Here is a 21,957-nt window from a genome sequence, read left to right on the forward strand (position 1 = left end):
AGGGGTGGAATCTTGCTTTTTTACTTGAGTAAGGAGAAGATATGAAACGTTTTGATTATCTGACGCCCGTTGGCTTTATGTTAGGCTGTATTATTGTCGCAATCGGTATTCTGTCAGGGACGGGACTGGCGGGAATCAGTTCATTTTTAGATCTGACTTCTTTTTTAATCGTCACAGGCGGCCTTGCTGCGGCGATCTTTATCAGCTTTCCGCCGAGGGATTTAAAGAAAACCCCTTCTGTTCTGAAACAGGTATTCTCCCGTCAGGATGATAATGTGAAAGAGCTTGTCAGAGTATTTGTCAGCCTTTCGGAGCAGGCGCGCAGGCAGGGGCTTCTGTCTCTGGATGACCAGGCGCGTGAGATCAAGGATCCGTTTTTAAAAAAAGGGCTTTTGCTTGCGATTGACGGCTGGGACGAGGAAACGATCCGGCTGGTGATGGATTCTGAGATCGCCGCGATGGAAGAAAGACACAGAAAAGGAAGACGCGTTTTTGAAAAAGCCGGTGATTTCGCACCCGCCTGGGGAATGATCGGGACGCTCGTCGGACTCGTTCTCATGCTCAAAAACTTAAATGACCCGCATACCCTCGGACCGAACATGGCTGTTGCGCTATTGACGACGCTGTACGGAGCGCTGCTTGCCAACTTGGTATTTATCCCAATCGCGGCAAAGCTTGAAGAAAAAACGGAAAGTGAAATTTTCATCAAACAGGTCATGATCGAAGGGGTTGTCGGCATCCAATCGGGCAAAAATCCCCGCAACCTCGAAAGTCAGCTCGTCGTCTTCAGCTCAAGAGAAGACTGGCGTAAAGGACAGCCTGCGAACAAGAAAAAGGGCGCTGTCCATGAAGCTTAGAAAAGAGCGTTTTGAAAGAAGAAACAAACCGGAACATTCCGGCGGTTCACCGAGATGGATGGTGACGTTCGCTGACTTGATCACGCTCATTCTCGTGTTCTTTATATTGCTTTTTTCGATGTCGCAAATAGACGCGGAAAAATTTCAATCTGCCGTTTCATCGATTCATACAAAAGGCAGCGGGGGTGAACTGGCGTCATCAGACAAAGCAAACGAAAATAAAGAACAGGATTTGCTGTTACAAAACGTGAAGACATACATAAAAGCGCATCATTTGAGTTCGAAATTGACGGCGAAGCGCGATGAGCGCGGAGTGGTTCTTGTGCTGCAGGAGGCCGTTCTGTTTCAGACGGGAAAAGCGGATGTGCTGAAAAACGCCGAGCCGGTTCTGCATCAGATCGCGGTGCTTTTAAAAACAATTCCGAATGACATACAGGTAGAAGGCCATACGGACAGCCGCCGGATTTCCACCTATCAATTTCCGTCAAATTGGGAGCTGTCGTCTGCAAGAGCGGCGAGTGTGATCCGGTATTTTACCGCGAATGAAGACTTTTCCGCCAAACGGTTTATCTCTGCCGGGTATGCGGATACGAAACCTGTGAAGGACAACAAAAGTCCCGGACATATGAAAGAAAACCGCCGTGTAGAAATTGTGATCAAAAAAACGACCTCCTCATAAGGTCGTTTTTTATTTAGTTTTATACCGCTGCTCAGACCGGATGGCAAAAAGTGCTTTTTCCACGGTTTGGGCATTTTTTTCTGAAATTTCTTCTTTGCGGGGAATCGGAGGATATAATTGTTCAGGATCACTCCAAAAAGCGGGCAACGTGCAGGGGGAGTGCTTCTGCCATTTATCAATCCATTTCTGCGGTATGCGCTCCCCGGGATCAATCCCTTTCATCTCAAGCCAAATGCGGCTCCATGCTCTCGGGACGACTCTCCAAATATCGTATCCTCCGCCGCCGACCGCGATCCATCTGCCGCTGCAATATTGATGGGCTAATGAATGAGCGAGCCGCGGGATCTCCTGATAAATGGAGATTGTATTGGACAGGTGTGTCAATGGGTCGTAATAATGGGCGTCCGCACCGTTTTGGGTAAGAATCACATCCGGCTTGAAAAAAGCCGCGATTTCTGAGGCGGCCGTATTGTAAGCGTGAAGAAAGGAATCATCCTCTGTGAAAGCGTCCAGCGGAATGTTAAAAGAATAGCCGTAGCCTTGCCCGCTTCCTTTTTCCAGTACCTGTCCCGTCCCGGGAAATAAATAACGCCCGGTCTCGTGAAAAGAAACAGTGCAGACATCAGACCTGTCGTAAAACGTAAATTGAACGCCGTCGCCGTGATGGGCGTCTGTATCAATGTATAACACTTTTGCCCCGTAGTTCTTCTGGATGTATTGGATGGCCACGGCGCTGTCATTATAGATACAAAAGCCTGAGGCCCTGCCGCGGAAGCCGTGGTGAAGGCCGCCTCCTAAATTGCAGGCGTGCCTGGCTTGTCCCGTCATGACATAATCAGCCGCCGTTAAGGTGCCGCCCACCAGAAGTGACGCGGCTTCATGCATGCCGGCAAAAACGGGGGTGTCTTCCGTTCCGAGACCATAGCTTTCTCCTTCTGCGGCAGGGAGCCGGCCCGCACCCGCTAGTTCCACCGCCTGTATATAATCCTCCGTATGAACGAGAGCCAGCTCTTCTTTAGCGGCCGTGCGCGGTGTGACGATATCTCCTTCGTCAAACGCACCCGCCGCCTGAAGCAGATCGTATGTTAAAAGCACGCGACGCTGATTGAACGGATGTTCCTGATGAAATTGATACGTCTGATAAGAAGGCGAGTAAACAAAAACGCTGTCTCTCATGGCTGATCCCTCAAATGTTTCGGCCATAAGACATTGTATCCGGCTTCATGAACGGCACGGATAAAAGGGAGCGGATTCATCGTCTTCACCCGAAAGACGAGAATGTTCGACCCGGCGGACTCATGGGGATAGACGAGCACACTCAGGATTTGCAGCTGAAGATCACGGCACATGCAGCTGAGATCAGCAAGGCTTTTTGTCATATCCGTCACCAGGATTTCCACCTGTGATCCCGGCTGGGCCGCGCCTGTCAGGCTGACGAAAGTCCGGAGCACGTCGGTTTTCGTTAAAATGCCCGTCAGCTTATGGTTTACCGTAATCGGCAGACAGCCGATGCCGTGCTCATAAAAGGAAGCGGATATTTCTTCCACAAAGTCAAGCGGATGGGCGCAGATGACATTGCGCTTCATAATGGTCTCCACTTTGTTTGTCAGAAACGCGCCGCGTTCCTTTTGTTCAAAGCTGCCGGGGCCGGCCTGTTTAATGTCTCTGTCTGTGACAATACCGATGACGTGCAGCTCGTCGTCGATGACAGGGAGATGGCGGATATGATATATCTTCATTTTACGGACGGCTGTTTCAATGGAGTCGTGTTTTGAGACGGTGATGACGTCCCGTTTCATGATTTGTTCTGCAATCATCTTTTTATCCCCTTTGTATGTCAGTCAATACATAAATCGCTGATAAAAACGAAGCCTGTCGAACTGTTCAATTGACTCCTGACTGACGTGCCTGCCGATGCGGGCCATCAGACAATTGGCCGGATGAGAGCTGATTTCCGGTTCATCCGTTGCGAACCAGACAAGACCCCCGGCATTCATCATCTTTTCCATGATCTTTCTGTATTCCCACACATCTTTTTTCATTCCTTTTAAATCCCAATGCCAGTAATATTCCGTCGTCATGATGATGTACCGTTCCATCTGTTCATCCATCATGCTGACTGTCAGCAAAGTTTTTCCGACAGAACAGCCCCTGTAGCCGGGAGCGACCTCGATCGCCCCGAGTTCAAGGAGGTCTTCCATATTTCCGTCAGACCACCGTTCAAGCGGATCAGGATATAAATACGTCACATAGCCGATAATCGTCTGTCCGTCCCTGGCAATAATGATCCGACCTTCAGGAAGCCCGGCGATCTCGATTAACGCTTTGTGCTGTTCATGAGGAAGGCGAAAGGCTGTCAGACCTTCATGAAACTCATACTGTGCTAGATCCCCTGGAGGAACGGGCCCTTCTACTAAAAGAGGGCCGGCTGCTGTCTGAATTGATGAAGAATGGTACGTTTTATGATGTTTCACTGATTCACCGCCTGTCGGTTCTTAATAAAAACACATCTCTTTTAAGCATAACAAAATATAAAGCGTTTTCAATAGTGTTGTAATTTATATTTTAAAAATTGAGAAAACTGTGAACATCTACTATAATTAGTCTATAGATAAGCAAAGGGGGATGTTGCATGAATTTGAAAGCGTTGCCGGCGGAAAAGGGGAATTATCATCTGCGAAATTATGAGGAAACGTACCGCAGCTTCGATTGGAAAGAGGTCGAAGCGGCGTTTTCCTGGCATCAGACGGGGAAGCTGAATGCGGCGTACGAAGCGATTGACCGTCATGCCGAATCATTTCGAAAAAACAAAGTAGCGCTATATTACAAGGACGCAAATCGGGATGAAAAATACACATTTAAAGAAATGATGGAGGAATCGAACCGGGCGGGAAATGTACTGAGACGGTATGGAAACGTGGAAAAAGGGGACCGCGTTTTTATTTTCATGCCGCGTTCGCCGGAGCTTTACTTTATCATGCTCGGCGCAATTAAAATCGGTGCGATCGCCGGTCCTTTATTTGAAGCGTTTATGGAAGGCGCCGTCAAAGACCGCCTCTTGAACAGCCAGGCAAAGGTTGTCGTGACAACACCTGAACTGGCCGAACGGATTCCGGCGGACAGCCTGCCCGACCTCGAGCATATTTTCATTGTCGGCGGCAGCAAAGAAACGGGAGATAAAATCATTCATTATGATAAAGCGGCTGAGGGAGAAAGCACGAGACTTGATATTGAATGGATGGACAGAAGAGACGGCTACCTGCTTCACTACACATCAGGATCTACCGGAACGCCTAAAGGTGTGCTCCACGTTCATGAAGCCATGATTCAGCAATACCAGACCGGCAAGTGGGTGCTTGATCTTAAAGAAGACGATATTTACTGGTGCACTGCGGACCCGGGCTGGGTGACCGGGACGGTGTACGGGATATTTGCGCCGTGGCTGAACGGAGCGGCGAATGTGATCGTCGGCGGCAGATTCAGTCCGGAAAACTGGTACGGCACGATTGAGAAGCTCGGTGTCAGCGTCTGGTACAGCGCTCCGACGGCTTTCAGAATGCTTATGGGCGCCGGAGATGAAATGGCATCCAGATTTGACCTTACTTCACTTCGTCACGTCCTGAGTGTCGGAGAACCTTTGAACCCCGAGGTCATCAAGTGGGGACATAAAGTATTCGGCAAGCGCATCCACGACACGTGGTGGATGACAGAAACGGGCGGACAGCTCATCTGCAATTATCCTTGCATGGAGATCAAGCCGGGTTCAATGGGGAAACCGATTCCGGGAGTGGAAGCGGCGATCGTTGACAATCAGGGAAATGAGCTTCCGCCGTACCGAATGGGAAATCTCGCCATTAAAAAGGGCTGGCCGTCGATGATGGATTCCATTTGGAACAACAAAGAGAAATATGATTCTTATTTCATGCCGGGCGGCTGGTATGTTTCCGGAGATTCTGCTTATATGGATGAAGACGGTTATTTCTGGTTCCAAGGCAGAGTCGATGATGTCATCATGACATCCGGCGAGCGCGTCGGCCCGTTTGAAGTCGAAAGCAAACTTGTTGAACATCCGGCGATTGCCGAAGCCGGCGTCATCGGAAAGCCGGACCCTGTCCGGGGAGAAATTATTAAAGCGTTTATCGCGCTCAGAGAAGGGCATGAGCCATCCGATCAGCTGAAGGAGGACATTCGCCTCTTTGTAAAACAGGGGCTTGCCGCGCATGCCGCACCGCGGGAAATTGAATTCAAAGATAAACTTCCGAAAACACGGAGCGGAAAAATCATGAGACGTGTGCTGAAGGCGTGGGAGCTGAACCTGCCGGCAGGCGACCTGTCCACAATGGAAGATTAAAGACGGCGTTGACATCGTATCTTATTTATGTTAAAAATGAGTAAGCTTCATACGAAAAGGTTTTGATTGAGACAAGTAGGGTATCTGATTGTTCAAGAGAGCTGATGGCCGGTGAAAATCAGCACATAAGATATGCCGAATACACTCATGAACCGCTTTTGCGAACAAAGCCATTCCAAGGCTTTCAGTAGTGAAAGAACGGACACGGTCCGTTATCAAAAAGAGTGATAAAAGCTTTTTTATGCTTTTATTAGTAGGGTGGTACCGCGATTATATCGTCCCTTCGTTTTAAACGAAGGGGCGTTTTTTATTTTCATAAACAAAGGAGCAGACAAAATGACTAACTTATTAGAGGATTTATCATTCCGCGGCTTAATCCAGCAAATGACGGATGAAGAAGGACTGAATAAACAGCTGAACGAAGAAAAAATCCGTTTATACTCAGGGTTTGACCCGACGGCTGACAGCCTGCACATCGGACACCTTCTGCCGATATTGACACTGCGCCGTTTCCAGCTTGCAGGCCACCATCCGATTGCGCTTGTAGGCGGCGCGACGGGACTGATCGGCGATCCGAGCGGCAAAAAAGCGGAGCGTACGTTAAATACTCAGGATATCGTTGTCGAATGGTCGCAAAAAATTAAAAATCAGCTTTCCCGATTTTTAGATTTCGAGGCCGGAGAAAACCCCGCTGTCATAGCGAACAACTTTGACTGGATCGGAAAGCTGAGCATCATTGAATTTCTCCGCGACGTCGGAAAGAACTTCGGAATTAACTACATGCTTGCGAAAGATACTGTAAGCTCAAGAATTGAAACCGGAATTTCTTACACGGAATTCAGCTACATGATCCTGCAATCCTACGATTTTCTGAATCTGTACAGAGAAAAGAACTGCAAACTCCAAATCGGAGGCAGTGACCAGTGGGGCAACATCACGGCCGGTCTTGAACTGATCAGAAAATCAGAAGAAGAAGGAGCGAAAGCTTTCGGTCTTACCATTCCGCTCGTCACAAAAGCTGACGGCACGAAATTCGGCAAAACGGAAGGCGGCGCCATTTGGCTTGATAAAGAAAAAACATCGCCGTACGAATTCTACCAGTTCTGGATCAATACAGATGACCGCGACGTCGTCAAATACTTAAAATACTTTACTTTCTTATCAAAAGAGGAAATTGAAGGTTATGCTGAAAAAACGGAGACGGCTCCTGAGAAAAGAGAAGCGCAGAAACGTCTCGCTGAAGAGGTGACTGTTCTTGTACACGGCCGCGAAGCGCTTGAGCAGGCCGTTCATATCTCCCAGGCGCTGTTCAGCGGCAATATTAAAGAGCTTTCCGCTCAAGACGTCAAGGTAGGATTTAAAGATGTACCTTCGTTTGAAAAAGACCGCTCTGAAGAACTGTCTTTAGTAGACGTGCTTGTGGAATCTAAATTGTCGCCTTCAAAACGGCAGGCCCGCGAAGACATTCAAAACGGAGCTGTTTACATTAACGGCGAGCGCCAGACGGACATCGGGCATCTTCTGACTGCGGAAGACCGCATTGAAGATCAATTTACCGTACTGCGCCGCGGAAAGAAAAAATACTTCCTGATCACGTACTGAAAATAAAAAGCAGTCCGGCCGCTCAATGCGGCAGGCTGCTTTTTTATGTTTTGTGAATACTGCACGGGGAAATGAGTACAGTACATAGTATAAGCAAAACAGGGAAGGGGTGCTGCGCCGTGAATTTCATGTTTACCATCGCAAAAGAAAGATTGCAGCGGGATCATTGGGAACAGCAGCAAAGCATAAACGCCGAAGCCAAAGCCGAGGAATCAGAGACGGAAGAAGAAAATCCGACATCATAAAGGGAAAGCCCCCATTCTGCGGAATGGAGGCTTTTGATTGTCACCATATCAGCCTGACGGCGGCCATCAGCACGACTCCTGTGATGACCGTGATGGATAAGCTTTTTGTCCGCATCGCGCAAAGCAATGTCGGGATGAGAACGATCATTGCTTTCCAATCAAAGGTCAAAGCGCTGTTTGTTTTCACAATCATGCTTTCCGTTACCAGAGCCGTCAAAATGCAAAGCGGAATAAAGGAGAGCCATTTTAAAGCCAACTCAGGCATCTGAATGTTCCGGACAAATATAAACGGAACAATGCGCGGCACAAGTGTAACAATCATGCAGCCGAGTATAATCCAGATCATTTGTGTGCTGATGCTCATTTGTCCGTCACCACCCCGATCGTTGCCACAATCACGGTTGAGACGATGACCGCGATGTGTGACGGGACGAAATACGATAACAAGACCATAAAAATGATCATATAGAGAATTAAGGAGAGGCTGTGCTTCAGCTTTTCCGAAGCGGACGATTGCAATTGCAGCACAAGCAGCGCCGCAAACATAGCGGGCAAAGCAAAGTCCAGGCCGAGCGCGTAAGGATCAGATATCCATTGTCCGAGAAGCCCGCCCATCACGCAGGAAATAACCCAGCACATGTAAGCGGTTATATTGAGGCCGTTCATCCACTTATCGTATAACCTGCCGTTCTGAGCCGCTTTGTTCACCGCTACTCCGAAAGATTCGTCAGTAAGCAAAGCCCCGAAGCCGATATTTTTCGCCAAAGAGTATTTCGTGAAATACGGCGCGATGGTCAGGCTCAGCAGAAGGTGCCGCAGATTGACGATAAACGTCGTTAAAATAATGGCGGAAATCGGACTCCCGGAAACAAGGAGCGAGCAAATAATAAATTGGGCGGCGCCGGCATAGACACACAAAGATAACAAACAAATTTCAAGAATGCTTAGATGAGAGGCAACGCCAACGATGCCGAAAGCAAAACCGATGCTCATATAGCCCAGCAGCGTAGGCACACAATCCCGCACCCCCTGTAAAAACGTATCGTTCATTTCCCGGGAAACGGCGGTTTTTTGCCCTTCTGTGTTAATCATTTTTTATACTCCTTTCATAGAGATTATAATGATAACGACTAATGAAAAAATCAAAGAAAATACGGTTCACATTTATATGAACCGATTTCCGGTGACGACATGAAATAACGAATGGTTTTGTTTCATCAGGCCTTCAACTTTCTCAGCCCCGACTTCTTTCACAAGCTCCGCGAACATCAGATCGTGCCTCATATATTCCATGGCCACGAGAACGAGAGCGGGATCTTCTGATTTAATGGCCCAGGCATTCGTCTGCGGAGAAAAATTGGCGATTAAGACTTCTTTATTATCGCGGGCAGCTATCGTTAATCTTCCGCCCATCCGTTTCTCCGCCACTTCAGGAGACATATTATGATTTGTCGTATTTCCGAGCTTCACTTCCGGAGGGCCGAACACAATCGAAAAGACGGGCAATTGTTCGGCGGCGCGTTTGTTAGCGGCTTCTTGAATAAAGGGAATCTGCTGTTCCCAGACAGACAGCCACAACTCTTCCTCGGCTTTTTCAATCATATCCTTCATCTCATTGATGACATGATCATTCGTGCTGATGCGGCGGATGACATTCATCTCCTGCTCGCTTTCCAGTGCCAATAACTTTTCCTCAAGGTAGCCGAATGAGCTCTCGAAATCGTGCCGGAGCCGGTCGATTAATTCCTTTCCGGCAAGCGGAGCATATGTAACCGGATCAGACGGCACAATATGGACAGCGCCTTTATCAACTAATTTCCCCAATACTTCATAGATCATTGAGCGGGGGACGCCTGACCTTTTGCTGATTTCATATCCGGTAACAGGCGAGTGTTTCAACAAGCCGATATATGCTTTACATTCATATTGAGAAAATCCAAACTTCTGTAATTCTTTCAGAACATCCTCCATAAACATCCTCCGTAGTGGTTATTCATGAAACTACTATAATGTAAGCGGTTATATCTTGTCAATGGGACTTGAGTGCTGAAAGAAAGGTGCGCCTGTTTTGTCGCTTTCCAACTTAGTTTATGGTGAGTTACATGTATGGCTTTTGTGAAAAACGTTGCCGTAGACCCACACGAATGCCGTTTGATACGATAAATTCAAGAAGTTAAAAAGAGGAGGATCACGGTGGAAAACACCTCTAAAATCGCTTTTTTATCGGTTATAAGCAATTCCCTGGTCGTCATGCTCAAAATAGTGGTGGGGATCATAACCGGATCTGTCGCGATACTTTCTGAAGCCATTCATTCTTTTTTAGATTTGATCGCCGCCTTCATTGCCTTTATCTCCGTCAGGATTTCAAAAAAGCCGGCTGATACAGGGCATCCGTACGGTCATGGAAAAGTCGAGAATCTGTCGGGGACTATCGAGACGATTCTGATTTTTGCGGCAGGGATTTGGATGATATATGAATGCGTTCAAAAACTGGTGAACCCGGCGCCGGTTCATCTGCCTGTATTGGGAATTGTTGTGATGCTTGCGGGGGCTCTCATTAATTTGATCGTTTCGAAGTTCGTAAAAAGAGAAGCCGAAAAGGTTAATTCCGTGGCAATGAAATCAAATGCCCTGCATTTACTGACTGACGTGTACACATCATTAGGCGTAGCGGCAAGCCTTTTGGTCGTTACCGTAACGGAGTGGTACATACTTGATCCCATTATAGGTATGGTGCTGGCGGTGTATATCATATATGAAGCGTTTAAGTTAATGAAAGAAGCATTCCCGCCGCTGATTGATACCCGTTTGTCGGAAGAGGAAGAAAAAACAATTTTAAAGATTATTGAAACATTTCAACAGGAATTTATTGAAATTCACGATTTTCGTACAAGACGCTCCGGCCCGCAGGAGTATATTGATTTTCACCTGGTCGTAGCCTCTCACGTGACGATTAAAGACGTGCATGACCTGTGTGACCGCATTGAAAGAGATATTACGAATGAATTCAAACAAGCACAGGTAATGATTCACCCCGAGCCGGAGAGCGAGAGGAAGAAATAAATCGATCTTAAGTTTGCGTTTGTTCCCGGCAAAATGCCTGCAAAAGGCCCGTTCCCACGGGTCTTTTTGTTGTATAAATGACTATTTCTCGCTCATATGAGAGATAAGCTTATACACGTGAGGGGTTCATTTCATACGTTATGTTGTAAAGAAAAAGGGAGGTGAACAGAATTGAACGCTATTTCTGTTAAAGAAATTGAACATGGAGTTGCCGTTGCGGAAAGAGAAGGTTTAGGGGAGTATTTATACCAAGAACCGGTTTCTAAAAAATGTTCGCGCCGTTCCCGCAGCAGAAAACGGACACACCGTTCTCGCAGCAGAAGACGGACGCATCACCGGACACACCGTTCCCGCAGCAGAAGACGGACGCATCACCGGACACACCGTTCCCGCAGCAAAAGACGGACGCATCGCCGGACACACCGTTCCCGCAGCAGACGGTCTCATCAAAAACGTAGCCGCAAACGCTGTTTTAAATGCTGACTGCAGACTCTATTACAAGTAACGGGGATCTGCTATAATGGCAAGAGAACTGCATAAAAGATCCAGTATCATCATCTGCGGACACTGAACTGACAACATGGCGCTGTTTGTTCGTGTCCGTTTTTTATGTCAAAAAAGATGCCGGAGGATAAAAAGGAAGGGATGACGCCGAATGAAGCTGAATGAGGATTTTTATAACTCTGAAGGAAAGACAGTCTCTTTGCCAAACATAAGCAGCAAGCTTTTGCATATCACGGACAGCGGGCATATCAGCGTTGACTTCATCAGCATAAGCAGGCTGCGGAAGGCTTCGAAAATCGCGATCTTAGGTGACAGCGTCGCCCGGGGGCTGCGTGCGGAATACGGCTTTGGTGACATTCTGAAAGACCGGACAAACGCTGAAATAACCAATCTGTCTGTCAGCGGCGTTAATATGAGCAACAACGGAAGCGATAACATTTATCAGCAGGCGCTTAAAACAAAGGGACATGATGTCATCATTGTCCAGGGAACAGATGATGATTGGTGCAACCACATTCCCATCGGCACAGATGAAAAAGATATCACCACGTTTTACGGAGGCTTCTGCCAAGTGATCCAGCAGCTGCGGAGCGGAAATAAAGGCGCGAGCATCATTGTGGTGACCCCAACGAGACAAGCCAAAATGTCAAAAGGAAAAATCGTCCGCCGTGATACTGATAAAAATAAACTGGGCCTGAAGCTGGCTGACTATGTGAAAGCCCAAAAAGAAGCCTGCACACTCCTCTCTGTACCGTATGCCGATCTGTTTGATACTGATCTCATCGACCCGTATAATCCCGCTTTCCGCAGCATGTGCATGTCAGAAGGTCTTCATCCGAACGAGAAAGGGCATCAAATCATATTTCAGGAAATCTGCCGGAATTATTATTACTATTATGGGTAACACAGCGCTAACAGATTATTTTCGGCTTTGCTTTTCTAAAAGCTCAATTATTCTTTGAGATGCGTGTTTTTGCGCTCTCAAAAGCGAGACGATATTACCGGTAAAACCGATTAAAATGATAAGCAGCAAAATGATCATCCACATAGCGAACCTCCCGTCGAGTGTTGAAAAACCCACTCTTTATTTTACTTATTATGGATGGGGAGAGAATAGGTCTAACTATTGGGATTTCTTTATAAATCCATAAAAAAATGAACAGACTGAACGGGTCTGTTCATTTTTATTCGCTTATTTCAGCAGGTTCAATGATTCGCGATTAAAGGCTTCCAAATCGTCAGGCGTTCTGCTTGTTACGATGTTATGGCTCACGACGACTTCTTCATCTTTATAATGTGCGCCGGCATTGATTAAGTCTTTGCGGATGCTGCGGAATCCCGTGATATCTTTTCCTTTAAGAAGGTCGGTATCAATCAGCAGCTGCGGGCCGTGGCAGATCGCGAAAACGGGTTTCTGATTTTCCACGAATGCTTTAGTGAATTCACCCGGGCGGTCATCTCCGCGCAGAAGATCCGGTGAAAAGCCTCCGGGAATCAATAACGCATCGAATTCCTTGGCGTCTGCGTCTGAGATCGCTTGATCGATCTTTACTTTCTCACCGTGCTTGCCCGTCACTTCTTTCCCAGCTTCCAAATCTATTGTCACCACACTGTGGCCCGCTTCTTTAAATGCTTCCGCCGGGCTTGTATATTCAATATCCTCAAATTGATCTGTCATCAGAACTGCGATTTTTTTGCTCATACATCATGCCTCCTGTGAATTTGTATATGACAAGAATATCAGGCAGATTCCCGCCTCACAACGTATTTGCTTATGAAAAAAGACTCCTCTGAAAAAGAGGAGCCAAAAGGTACGGAGGTCTGCTTAAACTTACGTGTTTAACCTGAGATAAGGCAAGAAATCGAACCAATTACTTTTTGCGTCTTTTTTTCTGCTTTTTACACCCGCATTTCCCCGGATCGCCCGGATCAATGACTTCGTGAATTGTTTCTTCCTTATAAACGTGGCGGGGAACATAACGGATATGCTCTCTGTTAATGTGTTTGATGGGATGGACGTAAACCACTTCTTTGTCAGTATACTTGTCAGTCACAATATACTTAGGGTCACAGTAATACACTTTCGATTTTTTACCCATTCATCTCACCTCCCGTACTTTATTAAATGCTGACAAGGAGGATTTTGCATCGGACAAGTACACCATGGCAAGTCCACAATTTTTCAGCTGCAATTTCGTTTTTCTGATTTTTCCTGAATCCGCCTCAAATTGGAACGGCTAACCCTTTTTGAGCGGGGAAATCTATAAAAAAGAATTCAAAAACGATTCTTTTCTCAGGTCAATCGAGATGCATACATCTTTAGGGGGATTTCAGAATGCTCGATGAAAAAACGATTGAAATCATTAAAAGCACAGTGCCGGTCTTAGAAGAGCATGGTGAAGAAATCACAGGCCGATTTTATGACCTGCTGTTTCAGCATCACCCTGAGCTGCTGAATATCTTTAATCAGACGAATCAAAAGAAAAAAACACAGCGTACGGCCTTGTCGAATGCTGTGATTGCAGCCGCAGCCAATATTGACCGGCTGGAAAACATCGTTCCCGTCGTCAAACAAATCAGCCATAAACACCGGAGTATCGGTGTTAAACCCGAGCATTACCCAATCGTTGGAAAGTACTTGTTAATCGCGATAAAGGATGTGCTAAAAGACGGGGCTGCTCCTGAGGTCATTCAGGCATGGGAAAAAGCATACGGCGTCATTGCAGACGCTTTTATCGGAATTGAGAAGGACATGTATGAACAAGCGGAAACGCAAAAAGGCGGCTGGAAAGACTATAAGGCGTTTAAAATTGATAAAAAGGTAAAAGAAAGCAAGGAGATAACGTCGTTTTATTTAAAACCGGAAGACGGACAAGTTCTCCCCGAGTTCAAAGCGGGACAGTATATCAGTGTAAAAGTATACATTCCGGACACGGGTTATACGCATATCCGCCAGTACAGTTTGTCGGATGTATCCGGTAAGGATTATTACAGGATTTCCGTGAAAAAAGACGGAATTGTTTCTTCATATCTGCATGACCAATTACACGAAAAGGATTCAATTGAGATCAGCGCTCCGGCCGGCGATTTCGTATTAGACCCTGATTCCAAAAAGAATCTGGTTCTCATCAGTGCCGGTGTCGGAATTACCCCGATGATCAGCATGTTAAAGACGGTTGCCGAAACCCAGCCGCAGCGAAACGTTCTCTTTATCCATGCGGCAAGGAGCGGAGAGTATCATGCGTTGCGGCATGAAGCTGAAGAAGCCGCGGAACACTCATCCGTTGACACCCTCTTTATTTACAGTGAGCCGTCCGAACAAGACCGTTCAGAAAACATTCGTTTTCGGGAAGGCCGGATTGACAAACAGCTGTTAGAAGAAGTGATGACAGATAAAGATGCTGATTTTTACCTGTGCGGGTCACCGTCGTTCATTAAAGAAATGAAAAAGCTGATTTCTGAATTCAATACACCGCCGGAATCCATTCACTATGAATTATTTGAACCGCAGCTGAGTATGGTGTGATTGAAGAAGGAAGGACGATGATTTTAATGTATGAAGCACCCGGATTGGGTGCTTTTTTTATTCTCTTGCAAGGAAGGGTTGCTGAGGAATCACTCTGTAGAGGAAAACCACTTTTTGTCTCAACTCGCTTAATTATCGAATGAAATAAGTGCCGCATGTTAAAAACACATGGCCCGCGAGTTTATTGCTCACTTATCCTGCTGCTCGGATTTTTGGTGTGTGAGAAAAAAACGGTACGGCTGCATAATCCGGAAGAGACGCCGACCTTTTACTTGTAAAAGAAGTTTAAAGACAGGATGAACGCTTATTTGCTAGTTTACGAGCGGCAAAAGCAAAAAGAGGAATCGGTATTTTAAAATTAAAAATAAGAACTGATAGAAATGAAAGTTTCAGGATACAATGGGATTTTTATATTCGGGTTTTGTGATAGCAGTATAGGGAGGGGAATAATAGAGTGAGTAACTTTTTTGAGGAATCGGTACAGGGAGGGGTTGTATCTATGCTTACTGATATTAAACAAAAGGTTTGGGGATGCTCTTTTATCTGAGAATCGATTTGAGATGAAGCGGGGATGCCGAGGGGATCAGAGGGCGAACGTCAGGCAGAATTACGCCAAGTGGACCGCCGAGAAAAATGGCTCTGGAAATGTGAATCTATTGTTGATTTTCTTGATTGAGCTACTGAAGAAATAGTTGACGAGAAACACAGGACTGTCTTTGTAGTAGACGGGGTGAAATATCGTGAAATCGCTCTGCATTCTGGCGTTTCCCGCGAAACGGTCAGACGCATCAAAGAGAAGATCTTTTGCCAAATATGTAATTTTTATTGTTGAAACAGATAAAATCCGCAGTGTAGACTGGAAGGCAAAATATTTCTGCTTCCCCATTGATTTCAAATAGGGATTACAATAATGTGAAGAGTTATTTATAAACAGAAATTGATAAATAATATAAGATCAGCTGACAAACTTAATGAGGATCAAACTAGTGCTCACTTATTTATAAATTAAACATATTATAATGATATATTAATCATTAAGGGAGATGAGCAGCTGATGGGTTATGATCAGCATAGAAGATGCCCTAAATGTAAACAAAAACTACCGAAACCAAACTGCTGTAACTGCTGTCCCATCTGTTATACAAAAGTTATTGTAGGACAACGAGGATTACGAGGGTTGCGAGGGATTCCAGGGGTTACAGGACCAGCCGGACCAGCCGGACCAGCCGGACCAGCCGGACCAGCCGGAGCGACCGGGGCCACAGGAGCTATCGGTCCAGCTGGAGCCACAGGAGCGACCGGGGTAACTGGAGCGGCGGGAGCCACCGGAGCGACCGGGGTAACTGGAGCGGCGGGAGTCACTGGAGTGACCGGGGCCACAGGAGCTATCGGTCCAACCGGACCAGCCGGAGCCACAGGAGTGACCGGGGCCACAGGAGATATCGGTCCAACCGGAGTCACAGGAGCGACCGGAGCCACCGGAGCTATCGGTCCAACCGGAGTCACAGGAGCGACCGGAGCTATCGGTCCAACCGGACCAGCCGGAGCCACGGGAGCAGCCGGAGCCACGGGAGCGACCGGGGTAACTGGAGCGGCGGGAGCCACAGGACCAGCCGGAGCCACGGGAGCGACCGGGGTAACTGGAGCGGCGGGAGCCACAGGAGTGACCGGAGCCACAGGAGATATCGGTCCAACCGGACCAGCCGGAGCCACCGGAGCCACTGGAGCGACCGGGGTAACTGGAGCGGCGGGAGCCACAGGAGTGACCGGAGATATCGGTCCAACCGGAGCCACCGGAGCCACGGGAGCAGCCGGAGCCACCGGAGCCACGGGAGCAGCCGGAGCCACTGGAGCGACCGGGGTAACTGGAGCGGCGGGAGTCACTGGAGTGACCGGAGCCACAGGAGATATCGGTCCAACCGGAGCCACCGGAGCCACAGGATCTGGGCTATCAGAATATGCTTATGTGTACAATCTAAGTGCAGAAACGGTAGCTATAGAGGCTCCGGTAATTTTTGACTCAACTGGAATCACTACTGCTGGCATTACACATGCCCCTGGAACAGCTCAAATTATAGTAACCACTCCAGGAGATTACGAGGTCACTTTTTCAGTCTCGGGTGTAGAGCCTAACCAATTCACTTTATTTGTAAATGGAGGGCCGGTGACGAACACAGTTTACGGTTCAGGAGCTGGTACTCAACAGAACAATGGTCAGGCCATAATTACTCTAGCAGCAGGTGACATTCTTACTCTTGTAAATCATACTTCTGCAGCAGCAGTTACTCTTCAAACTTTAGCAGGGGGAACGCAAACAAACGTAAACGCTTCTATTGTTCTCAAAAAATTAAATTAGATAAGTGGTTTAAATCTCCATATTAAACAAGAAATGCGAATGACTTAAAAAAGCTTATAGAGCTTAATATACAGCTTTAGAAGGATGAAGAAATTTAAAATATAAGCAAACTCATCTAATTTTTTTATATAAGGTATTATGGTAATAGGTAATAAACAGGCAGGCGCTTTCCCGCAGGGGAGGGTGCTTTAAATTTAAGGACAAAAGCCTCCAACTGTTAAGCGAGTCAACACAGTAGGAGGCTTTTCTCTTATGGGTGGTACAGCAGCAGTATTCTCTTACAAATCAAATATTCCCAGAAAGTTATGGCAGTATTCGTCTCTCGAGTAATGAAAAAAGTTTTATGTTCTCTGTAAACTGCGTCCGGTAAATCTCGGGATAAACGATTGGCGGTTAACGACTGAGTACGGGGGCAGTTTAGAAAGAATATGATTGGAGGGATTACATAAAATAATTAGTCAAGCCTTAGAGGAATTAGGAAAGAATGGGAGGTGTGCGGCTGAAAGGGTGCCAAATCTCAACCCTGTTATTATCCATAAAAAAGACATGGCAGCGCAACTACAGGAATTCAGTTCGGATTTAGGCTTGTCAGCAGATCTCCATCATTGCCTAGATAAAAAGGTAAAGAACTTATTAACGGCGTATATGGCTCACAAACGGCATATGCAATCCATGACTCCTGACGGCATTTAGGGTTAAAACAAAAGCAAAGCGCGAATCTCTACTAAACAGTTACTTTAGGACTTCTCAAAAAGGAACTCCTATTAAAGGGAGCAGGGTTAATTTTCAAATTGTTTAAATAAAAGTAAAAATATAGCATGATAGACCAGAAAACAAATGAAGGAGGATTTGTATGAGGTTGTTAAAAAACTCAATCTGTTTACTTGTCGCAACTCTATTGATTGCTATTGGATTTTCGCCGCAAACGAAAGCAACACAAGAGGACTCGTTTGGATTAGCAAAACCAGTAACCTTTGAAGAAAAAGAAACTTTAACAGTAGATAAGAATGGAGTGGCTAAGAGCAATAATGATGGCCAGGCTTCCATCATTAAGGAGGCACGACAACTTGCCAAACAGGATAGCCACAATGAAATAACCTATAAGAACCCCTTAGCCAAAGAAGAAAACAACATTGTTAATGTGCCAGACGTTGAGAAAAAAGAAGAAAAGCGCACACTAAAGCAGCTAGCTTAGTTACGATGTCCTACACAACAATATATGACCCCAACAAAAAATCCACACAACCACAATTAAAATAGCAAGCATAGTTGGCGAAAAGCCGATAGTTATCGAAGCAAGAAACGATTTATATGAAAGTAACACTTATAGCGGAAAATACGGAAGGGTTTTTCTCCATAACAGAGAATTTTTAGGAAAAGACATTAAAGTAGGTAAATCATATTCAAAGTCGTATTATCCTAAAAAGACAAAGTTGATCCAAAGTGGAATTGGAGTTGATTCGATATTCACCATGTGCTTCCGCTAAAGTATGGGGGAAAAAATAACTTTAATAATTTGTATCCTCTCCCTCGTGATATGCACCAAAATCTATTAAATCCTTGGTGGGATAAATATTAATAAGTAAGAGGTGGCTCAATGGCAGTTTTTGTTGAAAAAACGCTCCAAGGTCTAAAAGAATTAATTGATGAAAAAGGCCGCTTAAAAATTTTAGGGAATGAAGGAACTCTTTTAGAGACAGAATGTACTTTCTCTAAAGGTGCAACAGATCTGGAGATTGAGAGTTTTGAGAAGAAAATAAAAGTCTCACTTCCTGAAGATTATAAAACCTTTTTAAAATTGCATAACGGAGCCAGAATATTTGATTTGTTGATTTACGGTGAGAATGTGGGTGGGGGTTTGCATATTCTTAATTTAGAAGAGATTGAAAAGTATATGCAAAATGGTTTTTTAGAGCCTCAGTTTATTCCTGTCGCTCATCTGTTAGACGGATGTTATTTGTTAATTCACAAAACCAAAATGCCACAGATCCAAACTATTTATGGTTCCGCGGATTTATTGAATATGAACCCATGAAACTTAATTTTGAGATATTTTTAGATAGGTATATCATGTCTCAAGGAGCAGATTTTTGGGAGTGGAATATCTATACTGCTGAAAATTATTATAGGACTCACCAGGGTGATGAGGATTAACCTTTCCTACAGTTGGGTTGGTTCATTTTTACTATTAGACTTCGATTTGAACTTTTAAAAATAGGTTTAATTTAGGAGACGAACCGATTAATTGGTGTATAGAGGATTTATAAAAAGCGCAGATACTCTGCGCTTTTTTATTTAAGTATTTTCCGAATCATTCGCAGCCCGTTTTTGGAAGAAGGATAACGGAAAGCGAAGTCGAAGCGGTTCGTTTGTTTGACGACGCTTTTTTTGTGCGTAAACGTGTTAAAGCTGTCAAATCCGTGATAGCTCCCAATGCCGCTTTCCCCGACGCCGCCGAATGGCAAATACGGCGTCGCAACATGCATTAACGTATCATTGATACAGCCCCCGCCAAACGACAGATTCTCTAAAACAGCGCGCTCAGTTTCTTTGTTTGTGGTGAAGAGATACAGGGCGAGCGGCTTTGGGCGCGATTGGACTTTCTCGATGACTTCATCGATATCGCCGTATGTAAACAGCGGAAGAATCGGCCCGAAAATCTCCTCCTGCATCACTGGAGAGTCATCCTTCACTTGATCTAGAATCGTCGGCGCTATTTTGTGGTGATCAGGATTAAATTGTCCGCCTGTAAGCGGGACGCCATCATTCAGAAAGCTGAGCAGCCGCTGATAGTGGCGTTCACTGACGATTTTGCCGTACTGCGGATTTTGTTCAGGCTGAGGACCGTAAAATTCGCTGATCGCACGCTTCATTTCTTCTGTGAGCTTCATTTTGATATCTTGGTGGACAAATAAATAATCCGGTGCGATGCAGGTTTGCCCTGCATTTGTAAATTTCCCGAAGATAATGCGTTTGGCGGCAAGCTGTATATCAGCATCCTTATGGACAATGCAGGGACTTTTGCCGCCGAGCTCCAAGGTAACGGGAATTAATTGTTTGGCGGCGGCCTCCATGACGATTTTTCCCACGGCAACGCTTCCAGTGAAGAAAATATAGTCAAAGGGCTGCTGTAATAACTCAGTGCTGACGTCGGGCCCGCCTTCTGCCATAGCGACATAGTCACTCGGAAAAACGCTGCTGATGAGTTTGGAAAGAACAGCGGAAACCGCCGGCGTATATTCTGACGGTTTGAGAACGACCGTGTTTCCCGCTGCAATGGCTCCAATCAACGGAGAAAGCGCCAGCTGCAAGGGATAGTTCCAAGGCGCAATCACCAAAACGGTTCCATATGGCTCAGGGATAATGATGCTTTTCGAGCCTAGGTGAGTCAGAGGCGTTTTGACTCGTTTCGGTTTGATCCATTTTCCCAGCCGCTTCATCACAAAACTGATTTCCTCCAGTACAATTCCGATTTCTGTCGTGTACGACTCCTGTTCGGATTTGTGGAGATCCTGATAGAGAGCGGCTGTTATATCGGCTTCTTGTGTTTTGATGGCTTGTTTCAGCTTTTGCAGCATGTTCAGTCTCGATTCTAGCTGTCTCGTATGCCCCGCCGCAAAATAGGCTTTGTGCTTGCTGACGATAGAGGGAATGCTGTTCATTCAGTCGCTCCTTTTTTGTAAGGTATGATGATTCATTATGTAAAAAATCGCTTCTGCTTGTCAAATGGGTTTTTCTAATGTACATGTAGCTGAAAAGCCAGTTGGCACATAAAAAAGCCCCTGTCCGGGGCTTTTTTTAATAAAGAGAGGGAGCATCTGTCCATTATTCTGACAGCCCAAAAGAAAAACCCCGGAAACATTGTCATCACAACATGTCCGGGGTTTAATCCAATGCTCTTTAAAGAGCGTTTTACTTAACGGGAGTAGAACTCAACGATAAGCGCTTCGTTAATTTCCGGAGCAAGCTCAGAGCGCTCTGGAAGACGAGTGAATGTACCTTCAAGCTTTTCAGCGTCGAAAGTAAGGTACTCAGGAACGAAGTTGTTTACTTCTACAGATTCTTTGATGATAGAAAGGTTTCTTGATTTTTCGCGAACACCGATTGTTTGACCAGGTTTTACTTGGTAAGACGGAATGTCAACGCGGCTTCCGTCAACAAGGATGTGACCGTGGTTAACTAATTGGCGAGCTTGACGGCGAGTGCGTGCAAGACCGAGCTTGTACACAACGTTATCAAGACGTGCATCTAAAAGAATCATGAAGTTTTCGCCGTGTTTACCAGTCATTTTTGCAGCTTTGTCAAACAATGTGCGGAATTGACGTTCGTTTACACCGTACATGTGACGAAGTTTTTGCTTTTCTTGCAATTGCAAACCGTATTCTGATAGTTTTTTACGCTGTCCCGGACCGTGGGGGCCTGGTGCGTAAGGGCGTTTTTCTAATTCTTTACCTGTACCGCTAAGAGAGATTCCTAAACGGCGAGACAGTTTCCAAGATGGACCTGTATAGCGAGCCATAATGTGACTCCTCCTTTGGTTTTATTTTGTGGAAAATAAAAACCGTCTGTTCGATCCGACCGTGCACATTTTGTTTTCATGTATCCTCGCTCCAGCAGCAGAGAGTTACACGATACACCTTACAGCTAAGGAACAAAATGCAAACACAGAAGCTGAACAAAAAGGCTGCAATATTTCACACAAAGAACATTATATGATTTTTCTCCGCCGCCGTCAACCATTTCTCCATGAAGAGTGCCGGTTTATGATATAATG

Annotated in this window: 23 protein-coding genes, 2 pseudogenes and 1 other annotated feature; of the genes and pseudogenes, 13 read left to right on the plus strand and 12 right to left on the minus strand. The window is 45.9% G+C overall.

From position 1 onward, the window contains the following. The first annotated feature begins 41 nt into the window (after nt 1-41). Both motP and motS read left to right on the plus strand, forming a co-directional pair. Nucleotides 42-857 (plus strand): flagellar motor protein MotP, encoded by an 816-nt coding sequence (motP, locus tag AC3WTF_RS04210; protein ID WP_007408775.1) that lies wholly within the window; start codon nt 42-44, stop codon nt 855-857. Continuing rightward, nucleotides 847-1,536 (plus strand): flagellar motor protein MotS, encoded by a 690-nt coding sequence (gene motS, locus AC3WTF_RS04215; protein WP_032871679.1) that lies wholly within the window; start codon nt 847-849, stop codon nt 1,534-1,536. The genes motP and motS overlap by 11 nt, the downstream gene beginning before the upstream one ends. Before the next feature lie 9 nt (nt 1,537-1,545). Here the strand turns inward: motS and AC3WTF_RS04220 are convergent, their stop codons facing one another. The 3 genes from AC3WTF_RS04220 to AC3WTF_RS04230 are packed head-to-tail and all read right to left on the minus strand — an operon-like array spanning nt 1,546 to nt 4,010. Then, a complete protein-coding gene (locus tag AC3WTF_RS04220) occupies nt 1,546-2,712 on the minus strand; it encodes an acetoin utilization protein AcuC (RefSeq protein ID WP_039063462.1) in 1,167 nt (388 codons plus the stop codon). Further along, nucleotides 2,709-3,353 (minus strand): acetoin utilization AcuB family protein, encoded by a 645-nt coding sequence (locus tag AC3WTF_RS04225; protein ID WP_039063460.1) that lies wholly within the window; start codon nt 3,351-3,353, stop codon nt 2,709-2,711. Before AC3WTF_RS04225 ends, AC3WTF_RS04220 begins: the two co-directional genes overlap by 4 nt. Before the next feature lie 24 nt (nt 3,354-3,377). Further along, complete coding sequence (locus AC3WTF_RS04230; protein WP_007408771.1) at nt 3,378-4,010, minus strand: GNAT family N-acetyltransferase; 633 nt, start codon at nt 4,008-4,010, stop codon at nt 3,378-3,380. Between the two features lie 158 nt (nt 4,011-4,168). Between AC3WTF_RS04230 and acsA the strand changes: the two genes are divergently transcribed. The 3 genes from acsA (at nt 4,169) to sr7p (ending at nt 7,734) form a co-directional block, all read left to right on the plus strand. Beyond that, nucleotides 4,169-5,887 carry an acetate--CoA ligase gene (acsA, locus tag AC3WTF_RS04235; RefSeq protein WP_015240396.1) on the plus strand — a complete coding sequence of 573 codons (1,719 nt, stop codon included), beginning with the start codon at nt 4,169-4,171 and terminating at the stop codon, nt 5,885-5,887. Nucleotides 5,888-5,940: 53 nt separating this feature from the next. Further along, nucleotides 5,941-6,173, plus strand: a binding site (T-box leader). Nucleotides 6,174-6,223: 50 nt separating this feature from the next. Further along, a complete protein-coding gene (gene tyrS / locus AC3WTF_RS04240) occupies nt 6,224-7,489 on the plus strand; it encodes a tyrosine--tRNA ligase (RefSeq protein ID WP_015240395.1) in 1,266 nt (421 codons plus the stop codon). A 119-nt stretch (nt 7,490-7,608) separates the two neighbouring features. After that, on the plus strand, nt 7,609-7,734 hold the full coding sequence (gene sr7p, locus AC3WTF_RS04245) for a small protein SR7P (RefSeq protein WP_007408768.1): 126 nt from the start codon (nt 7,609-7,611) through the stop codon (nt 7,732-7,734). A gap of 40 nt (nt 7,735-7,774) precedes the next feature. On the opposite strand, the gene AC3WTF_RS04250 is transcribed toward sr7p, so the two are convergent. The 3 genes from AC3WTF_RS04250 to AC3WTF_RS04260 all read right to left on the minus strand — a co-directional run bounded on the left by AC3WTF_RS04250 (nt 7,775) and on the right by AC3WTF_RS04260 (nt 9,705). Beyond that, a complete protein-coding gene (locus AC3WTF_RS04250; RefSeq protein ID WP_007408767.1) occupies nt 7,775-8,098 on the minus strand; it encodes an AzlD domain-containing protein in 324 nt (107 codons plus the stop codon). After that, entirely contained in the window at nt 8,095-8,826 is a 732-nt protein-coding gene (locus tag AC3WTF_RS04255) for an AzlC family ABC transporter permease (protein WP_492314199.1), read from the minus strand. Before AC3WTF_RS04255 ends, AC3WTF_RS04250 begins: the two co-directional genes overlap by 4 nt. A 72-nt stretch (nt 8,827-8,898) precedes the next feature. Continuing rightward, complete coding sequence (locus AC3WTF_RS04260) at nt 8,899-9,705, minus strand: TrmB family transcriptional regulator (RefSeq protein ID WP_007408765.1); 807 nt, start codon at nt 9,703-9,705, stop codon at nt 8,899-8,901. A 222-nt stretch (nt 9,706-9,927) separates the two neighbouring features. Here AC3WTF_RS04260 and AC3WTF_RS04265 point away from each other — a divergent pair, with 222 nt between their 5' ends. The 4 genes and pseudogenes from AC3WTF_RS04265 (at nt 9,928) to AC3WTF_RS04280 (ending at nt 12,205) form a co-directional block, all read left to right on the plus strand. Next, on the plus strand, nt 9,928-10,797 hold the full coding sequence (locus tag AC3WTF_RS04265; RefSeq protein WP_014418648.1) for a cation diffusion facilitator family transporter: 870 nt from the start codon (nt 9,928-9,930) through the stop codon (nt 10,795-10,797). A 171-nt stretch (nt 10,798-10,968) separates the two neighbouring features. Next, nucleotides 10,969-11,019 (plus strand): annotated as a pseudogene (locus AC3WTF_RS04270) (hypothetical protein); the annotation flags it as partial. Nucleotides 11,020-11,066: 47 nt separating this feature from the next. Continuing rightward, nucleotides 11,067-11,255, plus strand: coding sequence for a hypothetical protein (locus AC3WTF_RS04275; protein ID WP_015240394.1), 189 nt, complete (start codon nt 11,067-11,069; stop codon nt 11,253-11,255). A 197-nt stretch (nt 11,256-11,452) separates the two neighbouring features. Continuing rightward, the gene (locus AC3WTF_RS04280; RefSeq protein WP_007408762.1) at nt 11,453-12,205 is read left to right on the plus strand and encodes an SGNH/GDSL hydrolase family protein; all 753 of its coding nucleotides are present in this window, start codon (nt 11,453-11,455) and stop codon (nt 12,203-12,205) included. 15 nt (nt 12,206-12,220) lie between these two features. Here the strand turns inward: AC3WTF_RS04280 and AC3WTF_RS04285 are convergent, their stop codons facing one another. From AC3WTF_RS04285 to AC3WTF_RS04300, 4 genes are all read right to left on the minus strand, one after another. Then, nucleotides 12,221-12,349 carry a hypothetical protein gene (locus AC3WTF_RS04285; protein WP_007408761.1) on the minus strand — a complete coding sequence of 43 codons (129 nt, stop codon included), beginning with the start codon at nt 12,347-12,349 and terminating at the stop codon, nt 12,221-12,223. A 144-nt stretch (nt 12,350-12,493) separates the two neighbouring features. After that, nucleotides 12,494-13,003, minus strand: a complete 510-nt coding sequence (gene yraA, locus AC3WTF_RS04290; RefSeq protein WP_007408760.1) for a cysteine protease YraA — start codon at nt 13,001-13,003, stop codon at nt 12,494-12,496. A gap of 169 nt (nt 13,004-13,172) precedes the next feature. Then, the gene (locus AC3WTF_RS04295; RefSeq protein WP_007408759.1) at nt 13,173-13,400 is read right to left on the minus strand and encodes a hypothetical protein; all 228 of its coding nucleotides are present in this window, start codon (nt 13,398-13,400) and stop codon (nt 13,173-13,175) included. Between the two features lie 5 nt (nt 13,401-13,405). Continuing rightward, a complete protein-coding gene (locus AC3WTF_RS04300; RefSeq protein WP_141137932.1) occupies nt 13,406-13,477 on the minus strand; it encodes an SWIM zinc finger family protein in 72 nt (23 codons plus the stop codon). 159 nt (nt 13,478-13,636) lie between these two features. Here AC3WTF_RS04300 and hmpA point away from each other — a divergent pair, with 159 nt between their 5' ends. From hmpA to AC3WTF_RS04320, 4 genes and pseudogenes are all read left to right on the plus strand, one after another. After that, nucleotides 13,637-14,827, plus strand: a complete 1,191-nt coding sequence (gene hmpA / locus AC3WTF_RS04305; protein WP_032871684.1) for an NO-inducible flavohemoprotein — start codon at nt 13,637-13,639, stop codon at nt 14,825-14,827. Between the two features lie 1,177 nt (nt 14,828-16,004). Continuing rightward, nucleotides 16,005-17,183: a collagen-like protein gene (locus AC3WTF_RS04310; protein ID WP_492314200.1), complete on the plus strand. Its 1,179-nt coding sequence runs from the start codon at nt 16,005-16,007 to the stop codon at nt 17,181-17,183. Between the two features lie 853 nt (nt 17,184-18,036). After that, nucleotides 18,037-18,378 (plus strand): hypothetical protein, encoded by a 342-nt coding sequence (locus tag AC3WTF_RS04315; RefSeq protein ID WP_232424275.1) that lies wholly within the window; start codon nt 18,037-18,039, stop codon nt 18,376-18,378. A gap of 402 nt (nt 18,379-18,780) precedes the next feature. Next, nucleotides 18,781-19,337 (plus strand): annotated as a pseudogene (locus tag AC3WTF_RS04320) (SMI1/KNR4 family protein). Between the two features lie 137 nt (nt 19,338-19,474). Here AC3WTF_RS04320 and AC3WTF_RS04325 read toward each other — a convergent pair. Next, nucleotides 19,475-20,845, minus strand: coding sequence for an aldehyde dehydrogenase (locus AC3WTF_RS04325; RefSeq protein WP_047936032.1), 1,371 nt, complete (start codon nt 20,843-20,845; stop codon nt 19,475-19,477). A 254-nt stretch (nt 20,846-21,099) separates the two neighbouring features. Next, entirely contained in the window at nt 21,100-21,702 is a 603-nt protein-coding gene (rpsD, locus tag AC3WTF_RS04330) for a 30S ribosomal protein S4 (protein WP_003152406.1), read from the minus strand. Nucleotides 21,703-21,957 lie beyond the last annotated feature (255 nt).

The organism is Bacillus sp. EB106-06-01-XG163, assembly GCF_058791615.1.